General features: G+C 60.6%; 13 protein-coding genes and 5 pseudogenes. 5 read left to right on the plus strand and 13 right to left on the minus strand.

Annotated elements, in window-relative coordinates; translation table 11 throughout:
* Nucleotides 1-4: 4 nt before the first annotated feature.
* Nucleotides 5-2,182 carry a tetratricopeptide repeat protein gene (locus tag NKJ89_RS18995; RefSeq protein WP_352604656.1) on the minus strand — a complete coding sequence of 726 codons (2,178 nt, stop codon included), beginning with the start codon at nucleotides 2,180-2,182 and terminating at the stop codon, nucleotides 5-7.
* Between the two features lie 351 nt (nucleotides 2,183-2,533).
* On the opposite strand from NKJ89_RS18995, the gene NKJ89_RS19000 reads away from it, so the two are divergent.
* Both NKJ89_RS19000 and NKJ89_RS19005 read left to right on the plus strand, forming a co-directional pair.
* Entirely contained in the window at nucleotides 2,534-4,387 is a 1,854-nt protein-coding gene (locus NKJ89_RS19000; RefSeq protein ID WP_352604658.1) for an adenylate/guanylate cyclase domain-containing protein, read from the plus strand.
* Between the two features lie 192 nt (nucleotides 4,388-4,579).
* Nucleotides 4,580-4,740, plus strand: a pseudogene (locus NKJ89_RS19005) (integrase); the annotation flags it as partial.
* Between the two features lie 121 nt (nucleotides 4,741-4,861).
* Here NKJ89_RS19005 and NKJ89_RS19010 read toward each other — a convergent pair.
* The 7 genes from NKJ89_RS19010 to NKJ89_RS19040 form a co-directional block, all read right to left on the minus strand.
* Nucleotides 4,862-5,566 carry a GntR family transcriptional regulator gene (locus NKJ89_RS19010; RefSeq protein ID WP_352604680.1) on the minus strand — a complete coding sequence of 235 codons (705 nt, stop codon included), beginning with the start codon at nucleotides 5,564-5,566 and terminating at the stop codon, nucleotides 4,862-4,864.
* Between the two features lie 102 nt (nucleotides 5,567-5,668).
* On the minus strand, nucleotides 5,669-6,409 hold the full coding sequence (locus NKJ89_RS19015; RefSeq protein ID WP_023759957.1) for an aspartate/glutamate racemase family protein: 741 nt from the start codon (nucleotides 6,407-6,409) through the stop codon (nucleotides 5,669-5,671).
* Between the two features lie 8 nt (nucleotides 6,410-6,417).
* The gene (locus tag NKJ89_RS19020; protein ID WP_352604660.1) at nucleotides 6,418-7,140 is read right to left on the minus strand and encodes an ABC transporter ATP-binding protein; all 723 of its coding nucleotides are present in this window, start codon (nucleotides 7,138-7,140) and stop codon (nucleotides 6,418-6,420) included.
* Between the two features lie 2 nt (nucleotides 7,141-7,142).
* On the minus strand, nucleotides 7,143-7,922 hold the full coding sequence (locus NKJ89_RS19025; RefSeq protein WP_352604662.1) for an ABC transporter ATP-binding protein: 780 nt from the start codon (nucleotides 7,920-7,922) through the stop codon (nucleotides 7,143-7,145).
* Nucleotides 7,923-7,926: 4 nt separating this feature from the next.
* On the minus strand, nucleotides 7,927-8,901 hold the full coding sequence (locus NKJ89_RS19030; protein ID WP_023759954.1) for a branched-chain amino acid ABC transporter permease: 975 nt from the start codon (nucleotides 8,899-8,901) through the stop codon (nucleotides 7,927-7,929).
* A 5-nt stretch (nucleotides 8,902-8,906) separates the two neighbouring features.
* On the minus strand, nucleotides 8,907-9,773 hold the full coding sequence (locus tag NKJ89_RS19035; RefSeq protein WP_023759953.1) for a branched-chain amino acid ABC transporter permease: 867 nt from the start codon (nucleotides 9,771-9,773) through the stop codon (nucleotides 8,907-8,909).
* Nucleotides 9,774-9,850: 77 nt separating this feature from the next.
* Complete coding sequence (locus tag NKJ89_RS19040; RefSeq protein WP_352486215.1) at nucleotides 9,851-11,053, minus strand: ABC transporter substrate-binding protein; 1,203 nt, start codon at nucleotides 11,051-11,053, stop codon at nucleotides 9,851-9,853.
* A 1,106-nt stretch (nucleotides 11,054-12,159) separates the two neighbouring features.
* Here NKJ89_RS19040 and NKJ89_RS19045 point away from each other — a divergent pair.
* Nucleotides 12,160-12,555 (plus strand): hypothetical protein, encoded by a 396-nt coding sequence (locus tag NKJ89_RS19045; RefSeq protein WP_023759950.1) that lies wholly within the window; start codon nucleotides 12,160-12,162, stop codon nucleotides 12,553-12,555.
* Between the two features lie 278 nt (nucleotides 12,556-12,833).
* Here the strand turns inward: NKJ89_RS19045 and NKJ89_RS19050 are convergent, their stop codons facing one another.
* The gene (locus tag NKJ89_RS19050) at nucleotides 12,834-14,144 is read right to left on the minus strand and encodes a PRC-barrel domain-containing protein (protein WP_352604664.1); all 1,311 of its coding nucleotides are present in this window, start codon (nucleotides 14,142-14,144) and stop codon (nucleotides 12,834-12,836) included.
* 196 nt (nucleotides 14,145-14,340) lie between these two features.
* Nucleotides 14,341-14,796 (minus strand): annotated as a pseudogene (locus tag NKJ89_RS35765) (hypothetical protein); the annotation flags it as partial.
* A 278-nt stretch (nucleotides 14,797-15,074) separates the two neighbouring features.
* Between NKJ89_RS35765 and NKJ89_RS19055 the strand changes: the two are divergent.
* Nucleotides 15,075-15,430, plus strand: a pseudogene (locus NKJ89_RS19055) (transposase); the annotation flags it as partial.
* Nucleotide 15,431: 1 nt separating this feature from the next.
* Here NKJ89_RS19055 and NKJ89_RS19060 read toward each other — a convergent pair.
* The 3 genes and pseudogenes from NKJ89_RS19060 to NKJ89_RS19070 form a co-directional block, all read right to left on the minus strand.
* Nucleotides 15,432-15,548, minus strand: a pseudogene (locus tag NKJ89_RS19060) (transposase); the annotation flags it as partial.
* A 155-nt stretch (nucleotides 15,549-15,703) separates the two neighbouring features.
* Complete coding sequence (locus tag NKJ89_RS19065; protein WP_245266663.1) at nucleotides 15,704-16,186, minus strand: GNAT family N-acetyltransferase; 483 nt, start codon at nucleotides 16,184-16,186, stop codon at nucleotides 15,704-15,706.
* A 186-nt stretch (nucleotides 16,187-16,372) separates the two neighbouring features.
* Nucleotides 16,373-18,110, minus strand: a pseudogene (locus NKJ89_RS19070) (adenylate/guanylate cyclase domain-containing protein).
* Between the two features lie 403 nt (nucleotides 18,111-18,513).
* On the opposite strand from NKJ89_RS19070, the gene NKJ89_RS19075 reads away from it, so the two are divergent.
* Complete coding sequence (locus NKJ89_RS19075) at nucleotides 18,514-18,900, plus strand: hypothetical protein (protein WP_352604666.1); 387 nt, start codon at nucleotides 18,514-18,516, stop codon at nucleotides 18,898-18,900.
* Nucleotides 18,901-19,301: the final 401 nt, after the last annotated feature.

A 19,301-nucleotide genomic window follows, 5' to 3' on the forward strand; every position in this document is an offset into this window, starting at 1 on the left:
GAGCCTACTTGACCACGGCAAAGTGAAACACCTTGCTTGAATTGGCGAACGAATAGCCGTTACTTGCGTCGTCGCTGCGTTTGTAGACGGGCCCGCAGTCGGGGCGCCCGAACATATTCTCGCTCTGCTCGCACAGGAGATCGCGATTGACATAGACGGTTTCAGTAACCAGCCGCGTGGTCGAGCGGAAGGCTGCCTTGCCGTCCTTGCCGATCTGCAGAATAGCCGGCTGGTGGCCGGGTTCAAGCTGCCCTTGCAGCGTATGGCCCAGCACCAGCGAAACGATCTCCTGGCCCTTCAAGCGGTTGCGTTCGTCTCCGGTGAAGCCGAACGGCCATTCCGGCAAGCCAGCCTGCTGCAGCGCGTCGATGATAAGGCCCGAATCCCGGGCGTTACGATATTGGGCACCGGCGAGCCGCCACGAAGACAGCGAATCGTACCCTGGTGTCGGCATCAGGCGAAGGCCCTCGATGATTGCTGCCTTCGCATCCGGCAAACGGCCGGCGCGGGCATAGGCGGCCGCGAGCGTGATCCTGAAATCGCCGACGGCCGGCGCATCGTCGCAAGCGCGCTCGAGCGTCGCGACCGCTTTGCCGTTGTTGCCCTGGACGAGAAAGACGAGTCCGGCGACTTCCCGATTGACGGCCGAAAGGCTGGGATCGAGCCTCAGCGCCATGTCGACGGCCGCGGCTGCCTCGGCGTGATTGCCGGCATACAGCTGAACATATCCCAACGCTATCTGCGTCTCGGCGTCCCCGGGCCCGAGTGCGACGGCTTGCTCGGCCGAGGCGATGGCTTCTTCGTAGCGCCGATCCACGACTTGCATGACCCCGAGAATAGCGTAGGGCGAGGACAGGTCCGGATCGAGCTGTAAGGCGCGGCTTGCCTTCTCATAGGCGCGCTTGCGTGCCGGCGCGCTCTGCAAGATGTCGTTGAACGACGCTCGCCAGATGTAGACGGTCGTAGCCGCATCGGCCGCGAAAGCTTCGGCGAAAGCAGGGTCGAGTTCCTCTGTCTTGTCGTAAAGCGTGAGCGCCTCCCGTAGCCCGTCGCGCCGGCCGGTCCGTGCTGTCTGCTCGGCCCGAAGGTAGAAGTCGTAGGCTTCAAGGTTTTCGGTCGGCGGGCGCGCCATGTGCTCACTTTCCGCTGCCGAAGGTTGCATGCCAAGCGCCTTGGCGATCTCCCCGCTCATCTCGTCCTGGACGGCAAACACGCCGGCCATGCCACGGTCGAACCGGTTGGCCCACAGATTGTCGCCCGTTGCCGTATCGATGAGCTGGGCATTGAGGCGGATCTGCTCGCCGGTGCGACGAACGCTCCCCTCGACAACGAAGCGGACGCCAAGGTCGCTCGCGACGTCCGCCAGCGCTGCAGGCTTGTCCTTGTAGGCGAATACCGAGTTGCGCGCGATGACGTCTAGACCGGACAGCTTGGTGAGGTCGGTGATCAGATCTTCGGTGATGCCGTCAGCGAAATAGTCCTGGCCTGGATCGCCGCCGAGGTTTGCAAACGGCAGCACGGCAACGGATGGCCGCAATGGCGCTGAGAACTTGTGCCACGCAAAAATGCCGGCAAGCACGGCAAATGCCAGAGCCGCGACACTCGCCAGGATCATGACGCGCGAGCCCGGCCGGTGTGGCGCGTCCACGACCTTGCCCGAGGCTGCGGGATCCAGCAGTAGCCGATACGCGCGAACCGGATCGGCGATGTTCTTGAGGCGCTGCCCGCCAAGACTGGCAAAGCCCACATCAACCTTGTGCACCGCGTGATCGAACGCCGTGCCCGAGATACATACACCCCCCGGCTCGGCCATCGACTCCAGGCGCGCGGCGATATTAACGCCATCGCCGTAGATATCATTTTCCTCGACAATGACATCGCCAAGATTGACGCCGATGCGAAACCGGATGTGGCGGGAGTCGGAGGTGTCCTGATCTCGGACAGCCATCCGGCGCTGAATCGCGGCAGCGCACTGGACGGCATCGACGACACTCGCGAATTCGACCAGCGCCCCGTCGCCCATGAGTTTGATCATGCGGCCGCGGAATTCCTTGATTGCAGGGTCGATCAGTTCGCGACGGCAACTCTTCAACCGCTCGAGCGTGCCAACCTCATCTTCGCCCATGAGCGTGCTGTATCCGACCACGTCGGCGGCAAGGATTGCGGTAAGCCGTCGCTCCATGTGTTGGTGTCCTGCCTCCCAAGCTTCGCCGACGAGCCTATTCGACTGAGGTTTCGAATGCGAGCGTGCTTGGCTTACTGGACACGGATAATGCAACCACGTCGTTTTTGAACACATTGCCCACATGGGTACTTTATGAGCGAAACCGGATGTTGCCGCATGGCTGGCGTGGGTCAAGTCACGATATCGGCTGAAGGTCCGCTATCGTTCTTCACCGGCCACAAGCGGATTTGCTGGTCCCGGCCCACATCAAGTCGCTTGCGGGTAAGGTCCTGATAGGCGAAACTGATCGGAGCCCGGCAGGGTTTGCCACCTCGCCTCCGAGGTTGGCCGCCGACAGAGTGCTCCGCAATGGACCGCAAGCTCGCCGCCATCCTTGCTGCTGACGTCGTCGGATATTCTACCATGATGGAGCGCGACGAGGCGGGTACGCATCAACGGGTGCGCGCCGGTCATAAGGAACTTTTCGAGCCGACAGTAACGCGTCATCATGGCACTATCTTCAAGCTGATGGGCGACGGTCTGTTGGCGGAGTTTTCTTCCGTCGTCGAGGCGATGGAATGCGCGGTTTCGTTGCAACGTGGGCTGGCCGAGCGAAACGCCTCGTTGCCGAAAGACCAGCGCGTGGAAGTGCGCATCGGCGTCAATCTTGGCGAGGTGATTGTCGAGGGTGACGATCGGTTTGGCGAGGGCGTAAATATCGCGGCGCGACTAGAACAACTTGCTGAGCCTGGCGGTATCTGGGTTTCGGCGAAGGTGGCGCGCGAGGTTGAGAAGAAGCTGGCTTTCGGCTTTCAGTCGATGGGCCCGCGGAAGGTCAAGAACATCGCGGAGCCGGTTGAGGCATACCGTGTCACGACCGACGGCAAGGCCAAGCCCATGCGCACAAGCCGCAGCCGGTCGTGGCTGCCAGTCGTAGCGACCTTCCTAGTGCTGGTCTTAACAGTCACAGCGGTCCTGGCGTGGTGGCAGTTCTATGGAATAAAGCGCGAGATAGGCCATGGTGGCATCCCGACCGTGGCAGTTTTGCCATTCAAGAACATGAGCGGCGACACGACGCTAGATTATTTTAGCGACGGCATGACGGACGATTTGATCTCGATGCTGGCAGGCGTCACCGAACTCAAGGTACTCTCGCATAGTTCGAGCTTCGTCTATAAGGACAAGCCAACCGATGTCCGCCAAATCGGCCAAGAGTTGAACGTGGCCTACGTGATTGAGGGCAGTATCTGGAAAGAGACGGACCGGGTGCGGATCACTGCACAGCTGATCGACGCGCGCACAGGCGAAAATCTCTGGGCGGAAAAGTTCGATCGCTCTGGAAGCAATCCCCTTGTGATTCAGGACGAGGCGATCGAACGAATCATTGGCACGCTTGGTGGCCAGCGCGGAAAAATGTACGACATGGAGTACAAGAAGGTCTGGCAAAAGGACACACCGGATCTTGAAGAGTACGACTTCTTCCTTCGATCCAATTTCTTTTTTGGGCAGTTTACGCCCGAGAGTCTGCTAAAGGCGAAGGACATAATTCTTGAGGGCTTGGCCAAATTTCCCGATTCGTCGCTGTTATCGTGCGGACTGGCCTGGGATCACGTCTTGGCGGCTGGCCTCGCTTTTGACGATAAGCCTGAAGAGCATTGGCGCATGGCGTCTGAACTGGAAGCAAGGATTCTTCCACGGGCTAACCTCGGACCCGACGCAAGAAAAAGCTGCTTGTGGTCATCCGTCTACGTCACTGCTTATCAGGGGAAATTTGATCTGTCTCTGCGCAGGGCCGACGAGGTGATCGCGCTTTCGCCCGGAGACGCGTTTCTCATCGGCGACCTTTCATCAGCAGCCCGCTTCAGCGGCCTGACTGACAAGGCGATTGAGCGAGCAGAATACGGGCTCAGGAACGATCCAAACTTCGCCGATTATTATCTGGTGATGAAGGCGAATGCCCTGACTGATATCGAAAAGTACGCCGAATCTGATGCCCTGATCACGAAGGCGTCAGACTTCCTGATCACTGTTCCGCTGCTACGTGCCATCAACGATGTCCATCTTGGAAAAACTGTCGCTGCACGCAGCGAAGTCCTCAAGGCGCTTGCCATGCAGCCGTGGCTTAAGGCGACGCGATGGCGCGATATGACGTTCCATATCAATCCTGCAGTGATTGATCGACAGGTGGCCGACCTGGTGGCCGCGGGAGTGCCAATGAAGTAGTTTCGGTTGGAGGCCGGTGTATGGGCAGCATCCTTCCCCGCCTCGTCAGTTACCCTCAGGATGCACCGCTTTGAATGTCAGCTTTGGACCCTCCGCTGCTGACAAGCTGCCAGGCCAATTCCGGCCCCATCCCAACCGAGACAGTACCTGGGCGTTCCTCCCGTGGCCAATCATGGCCGAAGGAGAAACGAAATGGGACATTCTTACTATGACCCCACCGCTCCGGATCGCCGCGCGTGGAACGCGGCAAGCAGGTCGGAACGAAACGCCCGCTCAAACCTCGACAGATATGGGCGATCCGATTCTTTCTCGATCGAGAGCGGCGATTGCGCGATCGAGCCCTCTTCGATCTAGACAGCGCGGCCACTTACGCGCGACCTTCGTTGGCCCCTCGGTTGCGGGTGATCCGATATTCGCCCAGCTTCGCGACGACACCTGCAATGCGAAGCTTGGCGAAGAGTTTGACAGCGCAGATCAGCGCAAGATGTCCGACAGGCTCTCGGGCTTCTTCTCGCCAAGCGACAGATCAAGGCCCGACAGAAGTTCGACGAGATGGCTTCGCATCAGGTCGGACGCGTTTTGTGCGTCGTGCTTTTCGATGGCATCGACGAGGGCGTGATGGGCGTGGCTTTCGCAGGTGGTGTCGCGGCGGCGCCAGTAGAGCGCGATGATCAGCGACGACCGCGACAGCAGGTCTTTGACGAAACTGGTCAGGATAGAATGGCCGGCGATTTCGGCGATGCCGACATGGAATTTTGCCGACAGCATAATGGCGTCGCTGTCGCGGCCGGCATGCAGGGCCTCGTGCTCCTTTTCGAGATGAAGCCGCAGTTGCGCGATCTCGTCCGGCTTTGCCACTTCGGCGGCAAGCGCCGCGACCTTGGGCTCGATCAGCGCCCGCGCTTCGAACACCTCGCGTGCTTCCTGCTTGGTCGGCTGGGCGACGAACGCGCCGCGGTTCGGCTCGAGCCTAGCCAAGCGGTCATGCGACAGCGCCTGCAGCGCCGCGCGTATCACCGCGCGGCTCACCGAATAGATCGAGGCGAGTTCGTCCTCGGGTAGTTTTGTGCCCGGTGCGATGCGGTGGCTGACGATGGCGTCGCGCAGGCCGGCATAGACCGGAAACCAGCGCATCGTCGGCTTGTCGCCATCCCGTGGCTTTGGCCCAAGCAGGTCCATCGTCTCATTGTCCCGGCGGCCGGATCGCATAGCGGCGCGAACACCGCGTTTCCGGCCGCACATCAAACATCCTGTGTGGGAATGTCAACAATTTTGCACGCATCAGGATGCACGGCCGGTGGGCGAAAAGGGCGCAAAGATTCCGGCGAAGGATTTTTCGAGTGGAACCTGGTAGCCGCCGCGCTTTGAGGTCGACAGGCCAAGGCCGACGAGGCTCTCGCAGAGTTTTACTGCGCAGGCGACGCCGTCGATCACGGGAAGGCTATGTTCGCGGCTGAGCGCGGCAGCGAGGTCGGCCATGCCGGCGCATCCCAGCACAATCGCTTCGGCCCGGTCGTCGCGGATGGCGCGCTCGATCTCCTCCGAAATTCGATGGCGGGCGTTGGAGCCGGGCACTTCGAGCTCCAGAACGGGAACGTCGCTGGCTCGTACCCTGGCGCAGCGGCTGGCGAGGCCGTAGCGCACTAGATTGTGCTCGATCGCCGGCACCGAACGCGACAGCGTCGTCACCACGCTGAACTTGCCGGCAATCAGGCTCGCCATGTGAAACGCCGCTTCGCCGATGCCGATCACCGGCATCTCGCCAACGCAGCGTACTGCGTCGAGGCCGGTGTCGTCGAAGCAAGCGATGACGCAGGCGCTCGACGCCGGATGTCTCTGGATCTCGCCGATCATTCCCGGGATGGCGAAGACCTCGTCGAAATAGCCTTCGATGCTCGGCGGCCCATCCTTCGGATTGGTCGCGATGATCCTGGTGCCGGCCGAAGCCGCGCCGCGTGCCGCCTCGCCGATCTTCTCGGTCATGGACGCAGTGGTGTTGGGATTGACGACGAGTATGTCCATTTGCGCCTTCATATTTCGCCGCCGAGATAGAGTTTCTTGACCCGATCGTCGGCAAGCAGCTCAGCCGAATCTCCGGCCAGCGCGATCGTTCCGGTCGTCAGTGCGTAGGCGCGCTGCGAGATGCGCAGCGCCATGCGCGAATTCTGCTCGACCAGCAGCACGCTGACCTTTTCGTCGCGGTTGATCGCGACGATCGAGCGGGCGATGTCCTGCACGAGCTTCGGCGCGACGCCGAGCGAGGGTTCGTCGAGCAAGAGCAGCTTCGGCTTGGCCATCAGCGCCCGCCCGATCACCAGCATCTGCTGTTCGCCGCCGCTCATCGTGCCCGCGGTCTGCGAATAGCGTTCCTTCAGGCGCGGAAAACGCCCGAGCACCATCTCCAGCGTCGTGGCGATGTCGGCCTTGTTGGTGCGGGTGAATGCGCCCATCATCAGATTGTCGCGCACGGTCATGTAGGAAAAGACGCGCCGGCCCTCCGGCACCATAGCGATGCCCATCCTGACCAGCTCGTCAGGCCGCGTTTGGTCGATGCGGCGGCCCTGGAAATGAATCTCGCCGCTAATGACTTTTTTCAGGCCGGTAATGGCGCGCAGGATTGACGATTTGCCCGCACCATTCGCGCCGATCAGCGCTACCGTCTCGCCCTCGTTGACGCTCAGCGACACGCCCTTCAGCGCATAGACGTGGTCGTAGTAGAGTTCGACATTGGAGACGCTCAGCAGTTCGCTCATGGCTAAAATCCGATCGTCTCGTCTTCGGCGCCGAGATAGGCTTCGATGACCTTTTCGTTCTCTTGGATTTCTTTCGGCGTTCCCTCGGCGATTTTCACGCCGAAGTTCAGGACGACGATACGGTCGGAAATGTTCATCACCGCGGGCATGTCGTGCTCGACGAGTAGCACGGTCACGCCGCGTTTGCGTACGCCGCGCACCATTTTCACCGCACGCACGGTTTCCTCGTGGTTCATGCCGGCAAAGGGTTCGTCGAGCAGGAGCACGGTCGGGTTGGTGGCGAGGCCGATGGCAATCCCCAGCGCGCGCAGATGCCCGTGCGGCAGCGTGCTCGCGATCTCATGCCGTTGCGCGCCGAGATCGAGGAAATCGATGATCTCGTCGGCGGATCGTCCGAATTCGGCCTCATCGCGCCGCGCTGTAATCGTGCCAAGATAGAAGCCGGCAAGGGTGGCATTGGAACGCAGGTGATGTGCGATGATGACGTTGTCGCGCACGGTCATGCCCTTGAAGATCGTCGTCTCCTGGAATGTGCGGACGACGCCCTTCCGGGCGACGATATGCGGCGCCAGGCCGGAAATCCGCTGTCCGCGAAACAGCACCTCGCCCGAGCTCGGACTGAGGAAAGAGGAAATCAGCTTGAACAGCGTCGATTTGCCGGCGCCGTTGGGACCGATCACGGAGAGGATTTCGCGTTCGCGGACCGCGAAGGAAACGTTGTTGACCGCGACCAGCCCGCCGAAGCGTTTGGTCACTGCCTTGATCTGGAGAAGTTCGGTCATGGTCCTAGCCCTGCTTCTTGCCGAACAGCCGCAGGCTGAGCAGGCCGTTGGGAAGGAACAGCATCAGCGCGATCAGCACCGACGAGAAGATCAGCAACTGGAACTCGCCGGTCTCGAACAGGAAATCCCAGCCGAAATAGAGCACGAAGGTGCCGATCATCGGCCCGAAGACGTAGCTGAGCCCGCCGAGGAAGCAGTTCAGCATGAAGTTCACCGAGTCGGTGACGGTGAAGCTGGACGGATAAATCGACTGCGAAATGGCAACAAACATTGCGCCGCCGAGACCGCCGAGGAACGAGGAGATGGCGTAGGCGATGACGCGCAGATAGGCGATGTTGACGCCGATCGAGGAGGCCAGTTCCTCGTTCTGCTGCAGCGACTGGCAGAGCTTGCCGATGCGCGAATGGACAAGGCGGTAAAGCCCGGCAAAGCACAGCACCATCAGCACCACCGAAACGAGATAGAACGCCGGGCGTGGATTGGCGAGCGTTGCGAAATCGGGAAGGATGGTCAGGCCGAAGATCGAAATGCCGCCGGGGAGCGGAATGCTCACCATGCCCTTGGCGCCGTTGGTGATCGGCAGCGCCAGCGCCAGCAGCCGCGCCACTTCGGTCAACACCAGCGTGACCATCGCGAAATAAACGCCGCGGAGCCTCAGGATGGGCAGTCCGATCAGCACGCTTGCAGCGGCGCAGAACAGCCCGGCCAGCGGCAGTGTCAGCCAGAACGACAAACCGTGCTGGACGACAAGGATGGCCGAAACATAGCCGCCCATAAGCGCGAAGGCACCCTGGCCGATATTGATGCGGCCGATGTAGAAGGTCACCCACACGCCGGCGCTGGCGATGCTCAGCAAAGCGACCGAGGTCAGCGTGTAGTAGAGGTCGAGCCGACCGGTCGCCTCGATCAGCCAGGGCACGCCGATGAGTACGACCAGCAGGAAGACAGCGACGGCGAAGATGTTGCGTGTACGCTTCATGTCGATCATCCCCACGGTTTGCCCATGAGCCCGTTGGGGCGGATGCTGAGAAAGACCATCAGCGCGGCGAAGATGACGAGATAGGTGACGTCGCCATAGTGGCGTAGCACCGTCAGGCCGACCGATTCCATCATGCCGAGGATGAAGCCGCCGGCGATCGCTCCGCTGACGACGCCGGCTCCACCGATCATCACCATCAAGAACGCCTTGATCGAGATCGGCCCGCCGATGCCCGAATTGACGCCGGTGATGGCGACCAGCAGTCCGCCGACTATGCCGGCAAGCATGGCGCCAAGCGCAAAGCCGATCATCGAATAGCGGTCGACGTCGACGCCCATAAGCTGCGCCGCGATCCGGTCCTGCGCCAGCGCCCGCATGGCGCGTCCCGGCTTGCTATACTGCATGAAAAGCACGAAGGAGGCGATGAACAGTATGGCGAGTGCGCCGACCAGCAGCCGGTCGTAAGGCATTATGAGGCCGTCGGAGACGAAGACGCCGCTGACGATCTTCGGCACGCCGCGCTGCTTTTCACCGAACAGCAGGAGGATCACGGCGTCGAGGAAGAATGCGACCGCCGCCGCGAGAAGCATCGTACTTTCCTCCCGCACGCTTCGCCTAATCACCGTTCTGAAAAGGAATTTCTCGACCAGCGCTCCAATGACCAGCAGCGTGATCCCGGACGCGACGAGGGCGACGACGAAAGGCATGCCGAGCTGGCCATAGACGGTGTAGGTGACGAAGCCACCGAGAACGTACATCTGCCCATGGGCAAAGTTCAGCACGTTCATCAGAGCGAAGATCAGGGTCAGACCGAGCGCGATCAAGGCGTATTGCGCGCCAAGATAAAGCCCGTTGGCGATGACTTGTTCCATCAGGATGGTTCCCGGCCATTCAGAGGCTCAAGGCGAATGCACGAGCCTCTGCGGCAATCCGCTTCAGTGCAGTTGCGTCAATCGACTTGAGCGACGAAGAGCGTCTCGAACTTGCCGTCGCGGTATTCCGTGACCACCATCGGGACCGAAAGCTGGCGCTTCTGGCCAAACGACGTCATTCCGACATAGGTCAGCTTGGCATCGCCCTTCAGATAGGGATTGGGTGCCGAGAAAGTGTCGATCGTCTTCTTGAACTCTTCGACATTGTTGATCGCGGCCGGGTTCGCCTTCAGCGTCTCGATGATGTATTCGAGCGCGTAGACCTTGGTGTTGGACTCGTCATTGTATTCGCCGAACATTTTCGTATAGCGGTCGACGAACTCTTTCATCATGTCGGACGCGATTTCGGGCGTCGATGCGCCGCCGACTGAGATGAAGCCGTTGGCCAACTCGCCCGCGCCCTCTTCCAGCACCTTGGCATCCTGCGCCGTTTCGGTGGAGATCAGACCTTCGTAGCCGAGCTCGCGCGCGGCGCGGATCAGCAGCGGCGCATTGCCGGGCGCGACACCCGAAAGCACCAGCAGGTCCGGTTTTTGCAAAACGATCGGCGTCAGTACCGGGGTGAAATCGCGGGTATCGTTTTGGTAGACGTCCGTGGCAGCCACAACCTCAAGCCCGAGCGCCTTTGCCGCGGCAACACCGCCATCCCGCTGGCTCAGCGGATCGGATTCGTTGGCGGCGACAAAGGCAACTTTTTTCACGCCCCTGTTTTCCTTGAGATATTTGTAGATCGCCGGAGCTGACTGGTAGTTGGCGATCATGCCGAGCACGGCATTGGACGCCGGCGGGGTGTAGAGTTCCTTCGGGAATGCGTAGGGAAAATAGATGATGCCCTTGGATTCTGCCACGGGGCGCACCGCCGCCGCGCCGTCGTCGACATTCGGACCGACGACATAGTGGATGCCCTCCTGGGCCATCTTCTCCATGCCGGCGATCGCCCGCTTCGGGTCCTTCTGATCGTCGAAGGTAACAATTTTGATGTCATAGGTCTCGTCACCAATCTTCACACCGCCGGTTTCGTTGATCCAGGCGGCGCGCGTCTGCATCGAGCGGACGTTGGATGTGCCCCACGCAGCGGCCGCGCCACTCGTGACGCCGACAAAGCCGATCTTGAGTTCCTTGTTGGCGGCGTGCACCGTGATTGTGCCGCCGGCCATGATTGCCAGCGCAGAGACGGCGCCGAGCGCGGCGAATGTGATTATTGAACGTCTATTGATCATTGTTCTTTCCCCTTTGGAGGCCGCGCATTGTTGCGACAGAACTCGACCGATACGCGACTTTTGTGAGTGAAGGCTCGAATCTATTATTTGTCAACAAAAGTTTTACAGATTGTTGACAATCTGTAAGGTCGTAGATGAAGGACGCAGTCCCCATCCGATGCGCTGCAGCAATCGATCGACCTGGCGGTTCGCAGTAACCTACTGATTTTGCTAGCCAACTTAGCCACAATCGGTGACTCGAACTATCACAAATCCTGGCCGCTGCCTGCTCTTTCCGATAGGGACACCAGTGCTGTGACGGTCGAACATTAGAACCGCCTAATAACATCTCCACTAGCACTACGCAGGCGATTTGGTCCGCAGTGAGGGGCGGATGGGGTTAGGTTGCCCACTAGCATCTACCCCACAGTTCACAAGGGCTTCCACTGGCACTGTGGCGGCGATTGGCTCTCGTGGAAATTCCCCACCCACTAGCACTGCGGCGGGCGACAAAGGCCTCCACTGCCACTGTGAAGACGAACCCATACCACCAGGATGGTGAAGGTGATTTCCTCGCCGGCCGACAACGGCCCCTAAGATTACGCAGACCTACCGACCGGCGGCTGTTCTCCCAGCGTTGCGGCTGCCCTTTCTCCTTCCAAGCGATGGAGGTGGCGCACTGGCCGGTCGGCGCCGAAACAACGAACGAAAGCCCGAATCGTTCCGAAAGACCGCTGCAATTCCCCAACACAATCGGTTTGCGAGATCTGGTCGAGGGCGAAGGCGGTTAGCACTCCGACGCGGCATGCGAGGCAGTTGTGTCAGCAGTTCCACTCCGGTCGACAGATAGCCGGAATGCACTGCGGCCGATGGATTTGCAAGACTGTTCGGCCTGGACGTCGGGGTCGGAGGGCCGACTGGATCAGGCGGTTTTGCGGGTCCGCTCGACATTCGGCACCGGCCAAATGCGGTCGCTCTGTATTAAACTTGCCCCAAGCCGGTGTCGAGACTCGCCGCCGATCGAGTAATTCTTTGATCATGTTTGGTCGAAAAGAGGCGAGTGGGATGGTTGTGCACAAACCAACTGATCAATTGCAATCCTGATCTTCTTGGGAGCAAATCTTGGCATGGCGGCGGAAGAGCTGGACGCGCTTGTTTTCGGGATGGCGGTCGACGGCGTTCGTGCGCTTCCCGTTGGCTTCACCGAAAAAGTCGCAGAAATCGCCAGCAGAAGCCACGGCGTCCTGCTTTTCGATTTGCGCATCGATGGCGACTTGGAAATGCAACGGATCGCCGCCATCGAATATCCGAGCAATCAGACAGGCATCCTGGCGCTGGACAAGCAGGGCTCGGTGATCAGCCATTGCATGGTCAATGGGACTTTCTCCACCTTTATCGCTCCGTTGGCGGACTGGAACACTCTGCCGTTGCCCATGCAGGCCAGGACGAGTATCACCGGCCCGGCAAGCCTCTTCATCGGCGCTTTACGCAACGCCGGATATATCCCGCGCGGCAGGCCCTGACCCGAAGTTTAGTTCGACGAGCATGACGGGCCAGGGTTCATCCTCAAGATCGGGGCCCACCGTGGACGGTCGATCGCCGTGACACTCAACGACAACCTCGACTATTTCGGCCAGACCGTGAATGTCGCCGCGCGCGTCCGTCCTTGGCAGAAGTCGGACAATGGATGCCGCAAGTGCTACGACGGTGGAAAAGTCACGGCACTGCTACCCCTCTTGGCGTAAGAGATCCGGCGAGCGGAGCCAAATAGCGGCTGTACTCGCCGGGGCGCCTATTCTAGCTACCGCACGACCATTCGCTGCTGGTCACGCTTCTGTGCATAGCTGCCCTTGTCATAGGCGGCCTGTGCCTGGAGCTGTTCCTTGGTGAATGTCGTGTACAGATACTTCTTGCCATTCTTGTCGGTCATGAATTTCAAATTGTCCATGCCGACCGCCACTTCCTTCGAACCTATGCCAAGGAAGCCGCCGACATCGACGATCACCGCGTCGGGCTTCTTGTCCGGCGTCAGCACGACATCGCCGATCTGGCCGACCTTGGCATCATTGGCACCGTAGACCGTCGTGCCCTTCAGATCGTCACCTCGGATTTCCCCAATCGGCATCTGCTTGAGCGTGGACTTGTCGATTGCCCCGGTCGTTGTCTGGTCAGGTGCCGTAGTGGCCGCAGGGGCCGCGGCCGTCTTGTTGGCGGGAGCGGCGGCAGGGGCCGTGGTCACGGCTGGGGCGGTTGCAGCCGGCTGATTGGATGCCGTTGTGGCCGGTGCAGGGTCGTAGGCCTTGCGATTGAAATCCGGCTGCGCCTGCAACTCCTCCTTGGTGGTCTGCGCCACCAGCCAGCGGTTGCCGTTCTTCTCCGCCCACTGTGCCTTGTCGAAATCATAGGTGACGTTCTTGGTGCCCAGACCAAGGAAACCACCCACGCCGATGACCAGGGACTGCGCCTTGCCTTCCTTGGACAGAACGATGTCCTCGACCTTGCCGATATTCTGCGCGTCATCGCCCGTACCGTTGTAGACGGTCTCGCCGAGAATGTTGGTGGCAAGGTTGCCATCGGCCCGCTTCACCGGCTCTGCCGGGGCGGTGTTCGTGGCGGGGGCCTGCGCGGTGGTGGTCGGCGCGGAAGCCGACGGAGCTTGCGTGGTCGTCAATGGTGCGGGCGGCGGGGCATAGGCGTTGCTGTCGAAGTCCGGCCGTGCCTTCAGTTCGTCCTTGGTCGTTTGGGCGACCAGCCAGCGGTCGCCGTTCTTCTCGGCCCACTGCAGCTTGTCGAAATCGAAGGCGACATTCTTCGTCCCTACACCCAGGAAGCCGCCGACGCCGATGACGACGGATTTCGCCTGGCCGTTCTTGTCGAAGACGACGTCGCTGACCTTGCCGATATTCTCGGCATTGTCACCGGTGCCGTTGTAGACGGTTTCGCCGATGATGTTGGTGACGATGCTGCCCTCGGCGCGGGGTACCGGAGCGGTGACCGCGGGCTCCTGCGCGGATGGTGGGGCGGCAGGCGTCGGGGTGCTCGTGCTCTGCGCATACGCGCCTGTCGCGATCAATGTCGCGAGGGCGGTGGTGGCTAAAAGGGTGCGAATCATGATAGTCTCTCCTGTGCCTGATTTCGTATAGGCCGCGCGGCCCTGCGGGACATCGGGCGCGGCACTTCACGATTCACAACGTTGGGACAGCGCCGTTGTTCCGGCGAAACTCAATGGTATATTAGCCATCTCTCCTTCGCTCCTGCTATGCATTCCGCTCCTCGGAAAACGCTGTTTGACTTCCGCCGTAAGGCGTTGACGTCTTGAAGCGGATCAGCTCGCCATTTCCATTGCCGGCGTAGGCGGCGCATCGATCACACCGCGAACAAGTCTGGATCTGCGAAGGTTCCCTCGCCCAACTCGCGAATCTCGAAATTTTCAGTGTTATCGCGATCGGCTAATTCGGTTTGGCCATAAGACACGCCTGGAAATGGCTGCCGCCTGAAAACGTCGTTAGTCGGTTGAGCCCGAAATGATCACGCGACGCACCCATTCCAAGATTTGTTCCTGTTCGACAGTCGGACGCGAGTTGAAATCTTCGGGAAGATGCCACGCCAGACGTCTGCGTTCAGCCGGACCGATATCGTCGAGCCATATGTCCGGTCGCTGATCGTGCCCGATGCGGGAGCTTTCCTTTGAAGTACCCCTCTGGGAGGCTATACCGACGTTCAATCCGACCGAGAAGCTCGAAGCCGCGAAGTCGCGTCCCGATGTCCCGCCCTCATTTCCCAGACCGCAAGCCCGGCGGCGTTGCGCTGCCGGTCGGTTTCGTCGCTACGGCACTCATGGCGTCGGGCCAGAACGCCGGAATAGGGCGTTGCGCCCTTCGCGTCGGCGATCATCATGGCGTCCGGCCGCTGCGGCATGTTCAAGCGTGAGACGGGCATTCTTGTGGATGTTCATTCGGACCTTCCGGTGAGTGCTGCAGCTTGGTAACTCCAGTCTCCTCGGTCCGGTCCGAATGGACAACCCTCTGAAAGCTCACACCTAGGTCTCTCGACCCGCTCGGTCGATGACCTGGTCAAGGCCATGGGCATGAGCGGCATCTCCAAGAGGCAGGGCAGCCGGCTGTGCGAAGAGATCGACGGCAAGGTCAAAGCGTTCCTCGAAAGACCCATCGACGGCGACTGGTATATCTGTGGATCGACGCCGCCTACCTGAAGGTGCGCTGCGGCGGCCGCATCGTCTCGGTCACCGTCATTATCGCTGTCGGCGTCAATGCGGACGGCCGACGCGAGGTGCTGGGCATGGAGATCGGCACGTCTGAGGCCGAGCCGACCTGGACGGAGTTCCTGCGCAAGCCGACGGGCCTGCGCGGCGTCAAGCTCGTCGTCTCCGACGCCCATGGCTCTCCCGGTTGGCCAGCTCAACGCCCAAAACCTGGCGCCGGCCCTCCCAATCCACGCCGATCGCCACCAGCACTGCCTGGCTGGCGATCAGGCCCGCCTCGCGAGCCCGTGTCCAAAATGAAAATCAGGATGCCATCAATGGCTTGCGGATAGTTCACGGACGAAGTTCTCTTTCGTTCGAGATGGCCTGGTTCAATCTCCAGCATTCTCCTGCTGCCATACTGGCCGGAGCGAGTGCCGGCCGCGAGCGAGTGACCTTTGAGCCGTGGCTCAGAGCGTCTTGCTCATCATCAGGATTGGAACCGGAGCGCCGCCACGGTCATCGACGAATTTCTCGGCGGGTTGGTAGCCGCAGGCTCGATAGAGCGGCTCTCCTGCCATCGTGGCTGCCAGATCGGCACGGCGGAAGCCCTCAGCCTTAGCGGCACGTTCACAAAGTGAAAGGATAAGACGGCCGACGCCTCGCCGGACAAAGTCCGGATGCGTATACATGGCTCTGATACGTGCCGCGTCCGTGGCTGGATCAAGCAGTGCCGCGTTGCGTACCGGTAACTGATCGCCACCATACATGGTCGTGCGCCGGCTCCAGCCACCGCACCCTGCCAGGACGCCGTCGTGCTTCACGACGAAATAGGTGCCATCATCGATAAGCTGCGTGTCCAGCCCCATGATTGCGCGGCTGGATCGGATCTGGTCATCGTCGAGAAACGGTTTCTGGAGTTCGGAGATCGCTGCGTCCATGAGCGCGATCATGGAGGCGAGGTCCTCGCGTCGTGCTATCCGGTGCCGAAAGTCTTCACTAGCCATGTTCAAGCCCCCCGTGAGGCGAAACAAACGCTCGATATGGCGAATTTCGTTCCGTCAGAAGACCAAATGTTCGCTGCTGCGACAGGCTTGGGACGCCTGTCGACAGCAGGCCGAAGCTATAACTAATGACAGTCATGCTGGCAGGCCCGCCATGCGATAACCTTCCTCGATGTGCCGTCGCACGTCTTCGGCCGGGAATGGCTGCGATTCCGACCAGTGCCGGATAGTGAAGTGCGGATTGCTCATCATGAACATTTTCGCCTCCCAGCGCGCTTCCTCCAAACGGCCAAGTTGCGCAAGGCTTGCTGCAAGCAGGCGCCGTGAAGTCGTGCGATAGGTTTCGGGCCTGCGCAGCGTTTGGATCGCGGATTCGTAGTCGCCCATGGCATATTGGGCCTGACCCAACATCCAATAATACCAACCGGGCGGGTGAGGGTTGAGTCGCAGTGCCCTGCGGACCTGGTCTATGGCTTCGGCAGGTCGGCCCTTTTGCGTCGTCAATTCGGCCCGCATAGCCCAAGCATCGGCGTGGTTGGGATCCAGCTCGTGGGCAGCATTGAATTCGGCATCCGATTCCGCCCAGCGACTCTCATGTCCCAATATGACGCCCAATACCCATCTGTTCCCGGCGTCGTTCGGATCGAGTTCGACCGCCAGCTGCGCTTCGGCGAGCGCTCTTGCGCGGTTGGGGTCCATCGGTTCATCCCAGAACTCCCAGCCCAGCCAGAGGTTGAGTGCCAGCCAACGGTGCGCCTCCGCGTATTCCGGGTCGAGCGCGATTGCGCGGTCCAGCAGCAAAATGGCCTCTTTCGCGGTAAGCGCCGTTTGCAGACCAAGGGGCCGGGCACGCACACAGATATCATAAGCCTCCAGGTTGCTCGGTCTGCTGCGCGCCGGCGCTGTGGTCAGGCGGCCAACCAGAGCCTCGACAATCTTGCCGGTCACCTCATCCTGAACAGCGAAGATATCTTCTAGGCTGCGGTCGAATCTTTCGGCCCAAAGGTGGTCACCCGCGATCGCGTCGATCAGTTGGGCGTTGATACGCACCCGTCCAGCGGCCCGCCGTGCACTACCTTCAAGAAGATGGCGAACGCCCAATTCGCGCGCGATGCGACGCACATCAACGTGCCTGCCTTTGTATGCAAATGCCGAGTTGCTGGCGATGACGAACAACCTCGCTTGTCCTCGACAGATCCGTGATCAAGTCTTCGGTGAGGCCATCGACAAATGCCTCCTGCTCCGGATCATTGCTCATGTTCGTAAAGGGGAGGACGGCAATGGACGGCTTGGCGGGGAGCTGCAGAGGCGCTTTCTCTGCGAGCCCGCCATCGTCCGACGCGGTCGACAACGAGATCCGGTAGACTGACACCGGTTCGGTGACGTTCTTGATCGCTTGCGGACCAAGTTCGTCGAAGCCGCAATCGAGCTTCCGCTTGACTTGGTCGTAGACGCTGCCGGACACAAAGACATCTCCTGCCCCGGCCATTGCCTGGAGCCGCACTGCGACAATGACGCCGTCGCCGAACAGATCGCCGTCCTCGACGACGACATCGCCCAGATTGATGCCGATATGCAGGTTGATTCTCCGGTCGGCGGTCACACCCTCGTTTGCGGCCGCCATCCGCTTCTGAAGGTCCACGGCGCATGACACGGCGTTCACGGCGCTTCCGAACTCGACCAGAACGCCATCACCCATCACTTTTACAATACGGCCTTTACGGTCGCGCACGAGCGGTTCGAGAATTTCCTTCCTCCTCCTCCTTAACGCGGCCAACGTTCCTTGCTCGTCCACGTCCAGAAGTCGACTGTAGCCCACCACGTCGGCAGCCAATATGGCGGCAAGGCGGCGTTGGGGGCGTTCTTCGGCCATTTCGCGTTGCTTTCATTGAAAGCAGAAAAGCGAATTTTATGCCGACCATTTCAAAAGTCTATCAGGTTGACTTCGAGGCTCGATCGCCAAGCAGCTACATACGGTCATCGCAGCTGTCGATTGTCCCCACTTGGGCTACGACTTGCCCTTGGGCTCGTCTTGGACAAGGTCAGCAAGGAGTCAGTGCCGAGTGCCGTGAATGTCGGGTAGGTGTTGACCCGGCCATATCCGCGTCTGGTAGACGGAAAGCGCTAGTAAAGTGACCGAGATGGAGCGTTACTGCGGTTAGCAACCGCTGAATAATGGGGAAGGACAGCAGTGCGCTGCAAGGGGTCAGGCCTCCGTTCATTTGCTATGCGTTAAAATGTGCATATATTGTGCAATGAGAGGTCGGAGAATTGTCATGGCCCATGCACAGCTAGCACATTCCACAATGATCTCGGGCTTTGTCGACAGCCTGCAGGAACCGCGCACCCCATATATCTCGCCGAGGCGCCTGTCGCAGGCGCTGGGCGTCAAGGTAGCCAACCTGGCGCAGTTGACCGGCGTCCACCGTAACACGCTCCGCAATCCATCATCGGAGCGACTGCAGGGTCGGCTGCGTGAGATGGTGAAGGTGATTTCAGCCGCGACGGAGCTCACCGGGGACGTCAACAAGGCGATCTACTGGTATCGCAATGAACCGATCGCCGACTATGGCCATCGCACGGCGGCCGAGCTCGTCGCCAGCGGCCAGGTCGAAGCAGTCCTGGCCTTCATTCGGGATCTCGAGAATGGGGCGCGCGGGTGAAAGTCACCCGAGTCGGGCCGGACGAGATATTCCATCGCTATCTGACACCCAAATGGGCTTTCCTGCCCACAAGTGGCGCAGGAGCAGCGATCGACGGGGCCCGGCGTCGAAGCACTTTACCTGTCCCGCGCGCCTCAGACGGCGTTGGAGGAATACAAGCAGGGCGCCAGCATACCCCGCCCGCCACCCTTGCCGCCTACAAGATCACGCTTTCCGAGGTCGCCGACCTATCGCACGGGTTCGACCCAAATGTCTGGGACAGCGCCTGGAGGGAATGGGATTGTGCCTGGCGCCAGATCGCCCGACGGATGAACCCAGCGAAAGGATACGTCGCCGGCAGATGCGCTGATCTGCACCGATCCGATCCTGGCGACAACGGCAGCGCTACCTTGACCCTTGCC

The sequence above is a fragment of the Mesorhizobium sp. M0047 genome, from assembly GCF_040323315.1.
In the GTDB taxonomy this organism is placed as follows: Bacteria; Pseudomonadota; Alphaproteobacteria; order Rhizobiales; family Rhizobiaceae; genus Mesorhizobium.

Bases quoted from the DNA above. Each gene is read 5' to 3' on its own strand.
- NKJ89_RS18995 (WP_352604656.1), bottom strand. From the start codon at position 2,182: ATGGAGCGACGGCTTACCGCAATCCTTGCCGCCGACGTGGTCGGATAC.
- NKJ89_RS19000 (WP_352604658.1), top strand. From the start codon at position 2,534: ATGGACCGCAAGCTCGCCGCCATCCTTGCTGCTGACGTCGTCGGATAT.
- NKJ89_RS19010 (WP_352604680.1), bottom strand. From the start codon at position 5,566: ATGGACCTGCTTGGGCCAAAGCCACGGGATGGCGACAAGCCGACGATG.
- NKJ89_RS19015 (WP_023759957.1), bottom strand. From the start codon at position 6,409: ATGGACATACTCGTCGTCAATCCCAACACCACTGCGTCCATGACCGAG.
- NKJ89_RS19020 (WP_352604660.1), bottom strand. From the start codon at position 7,140: ATGAGCGAACTGCTGAGCGTCTCCAATGTCGAACTCTACTACGACCAC.
- NKJ89_RS19025 (WP_352604662.1), bottom strand. From the start codon at position 7,922: ATGACCGAACTTCTCCAGATCAAGGCAGTGACCAAACGCTTCGGCGGG.
- NKJ89_RS19030 (WP_023759954.1), bottom strand. From the start codon at position 8,901: ATGAAGCGTACACGCAACATCTTCGCCGTCGCTGTCTTCCTGCTGGTC.
- NKJ89_RS19035 (WP_023759953.1), bottom strand. From the start codon at position 9,773: ATGGAACAAGTCATCGCCAACGGGCTTTATCTTGGCGCGCAATACGCC.
- NKJ89_RS19040 (WP_352486215.1), bottom strand. From the start codon at position 11,053: ATGATCAATAGACGTTCAATAATCACATTCGCCGCGCTCGGCGCCGTC.
- NKJ89_RS19045 (WP_023759950.1), top strand. From the start codon at position 12,160: ATGGCGGCGGAAGAGCTGGACGCGCTTGTTTTCGGGATGGCGGTCGAC.
- NKJ89_RS19050 (WP_352604664.1), bottom strand. From the start codon at position 14,144: ATGATTCGCACCCTTTTAGCCACCACCGCCCTCGCGACATTGATCGCG.
- NKJ89_RS19065 (WP_245266663.1), bottom strand. From the start codon at position 16,186: ATGATCGCGCTCATGGACGCAGCGATCTCCGAACTCCAGAAACCGTTT.
- NKJ89_RS19075 (WP_352604666.1), top strand. From the start codon at position 18,514: ATGGCCCATGCACAGCTAGCACATTCCACAATGATCTCGGGCTTTGTC.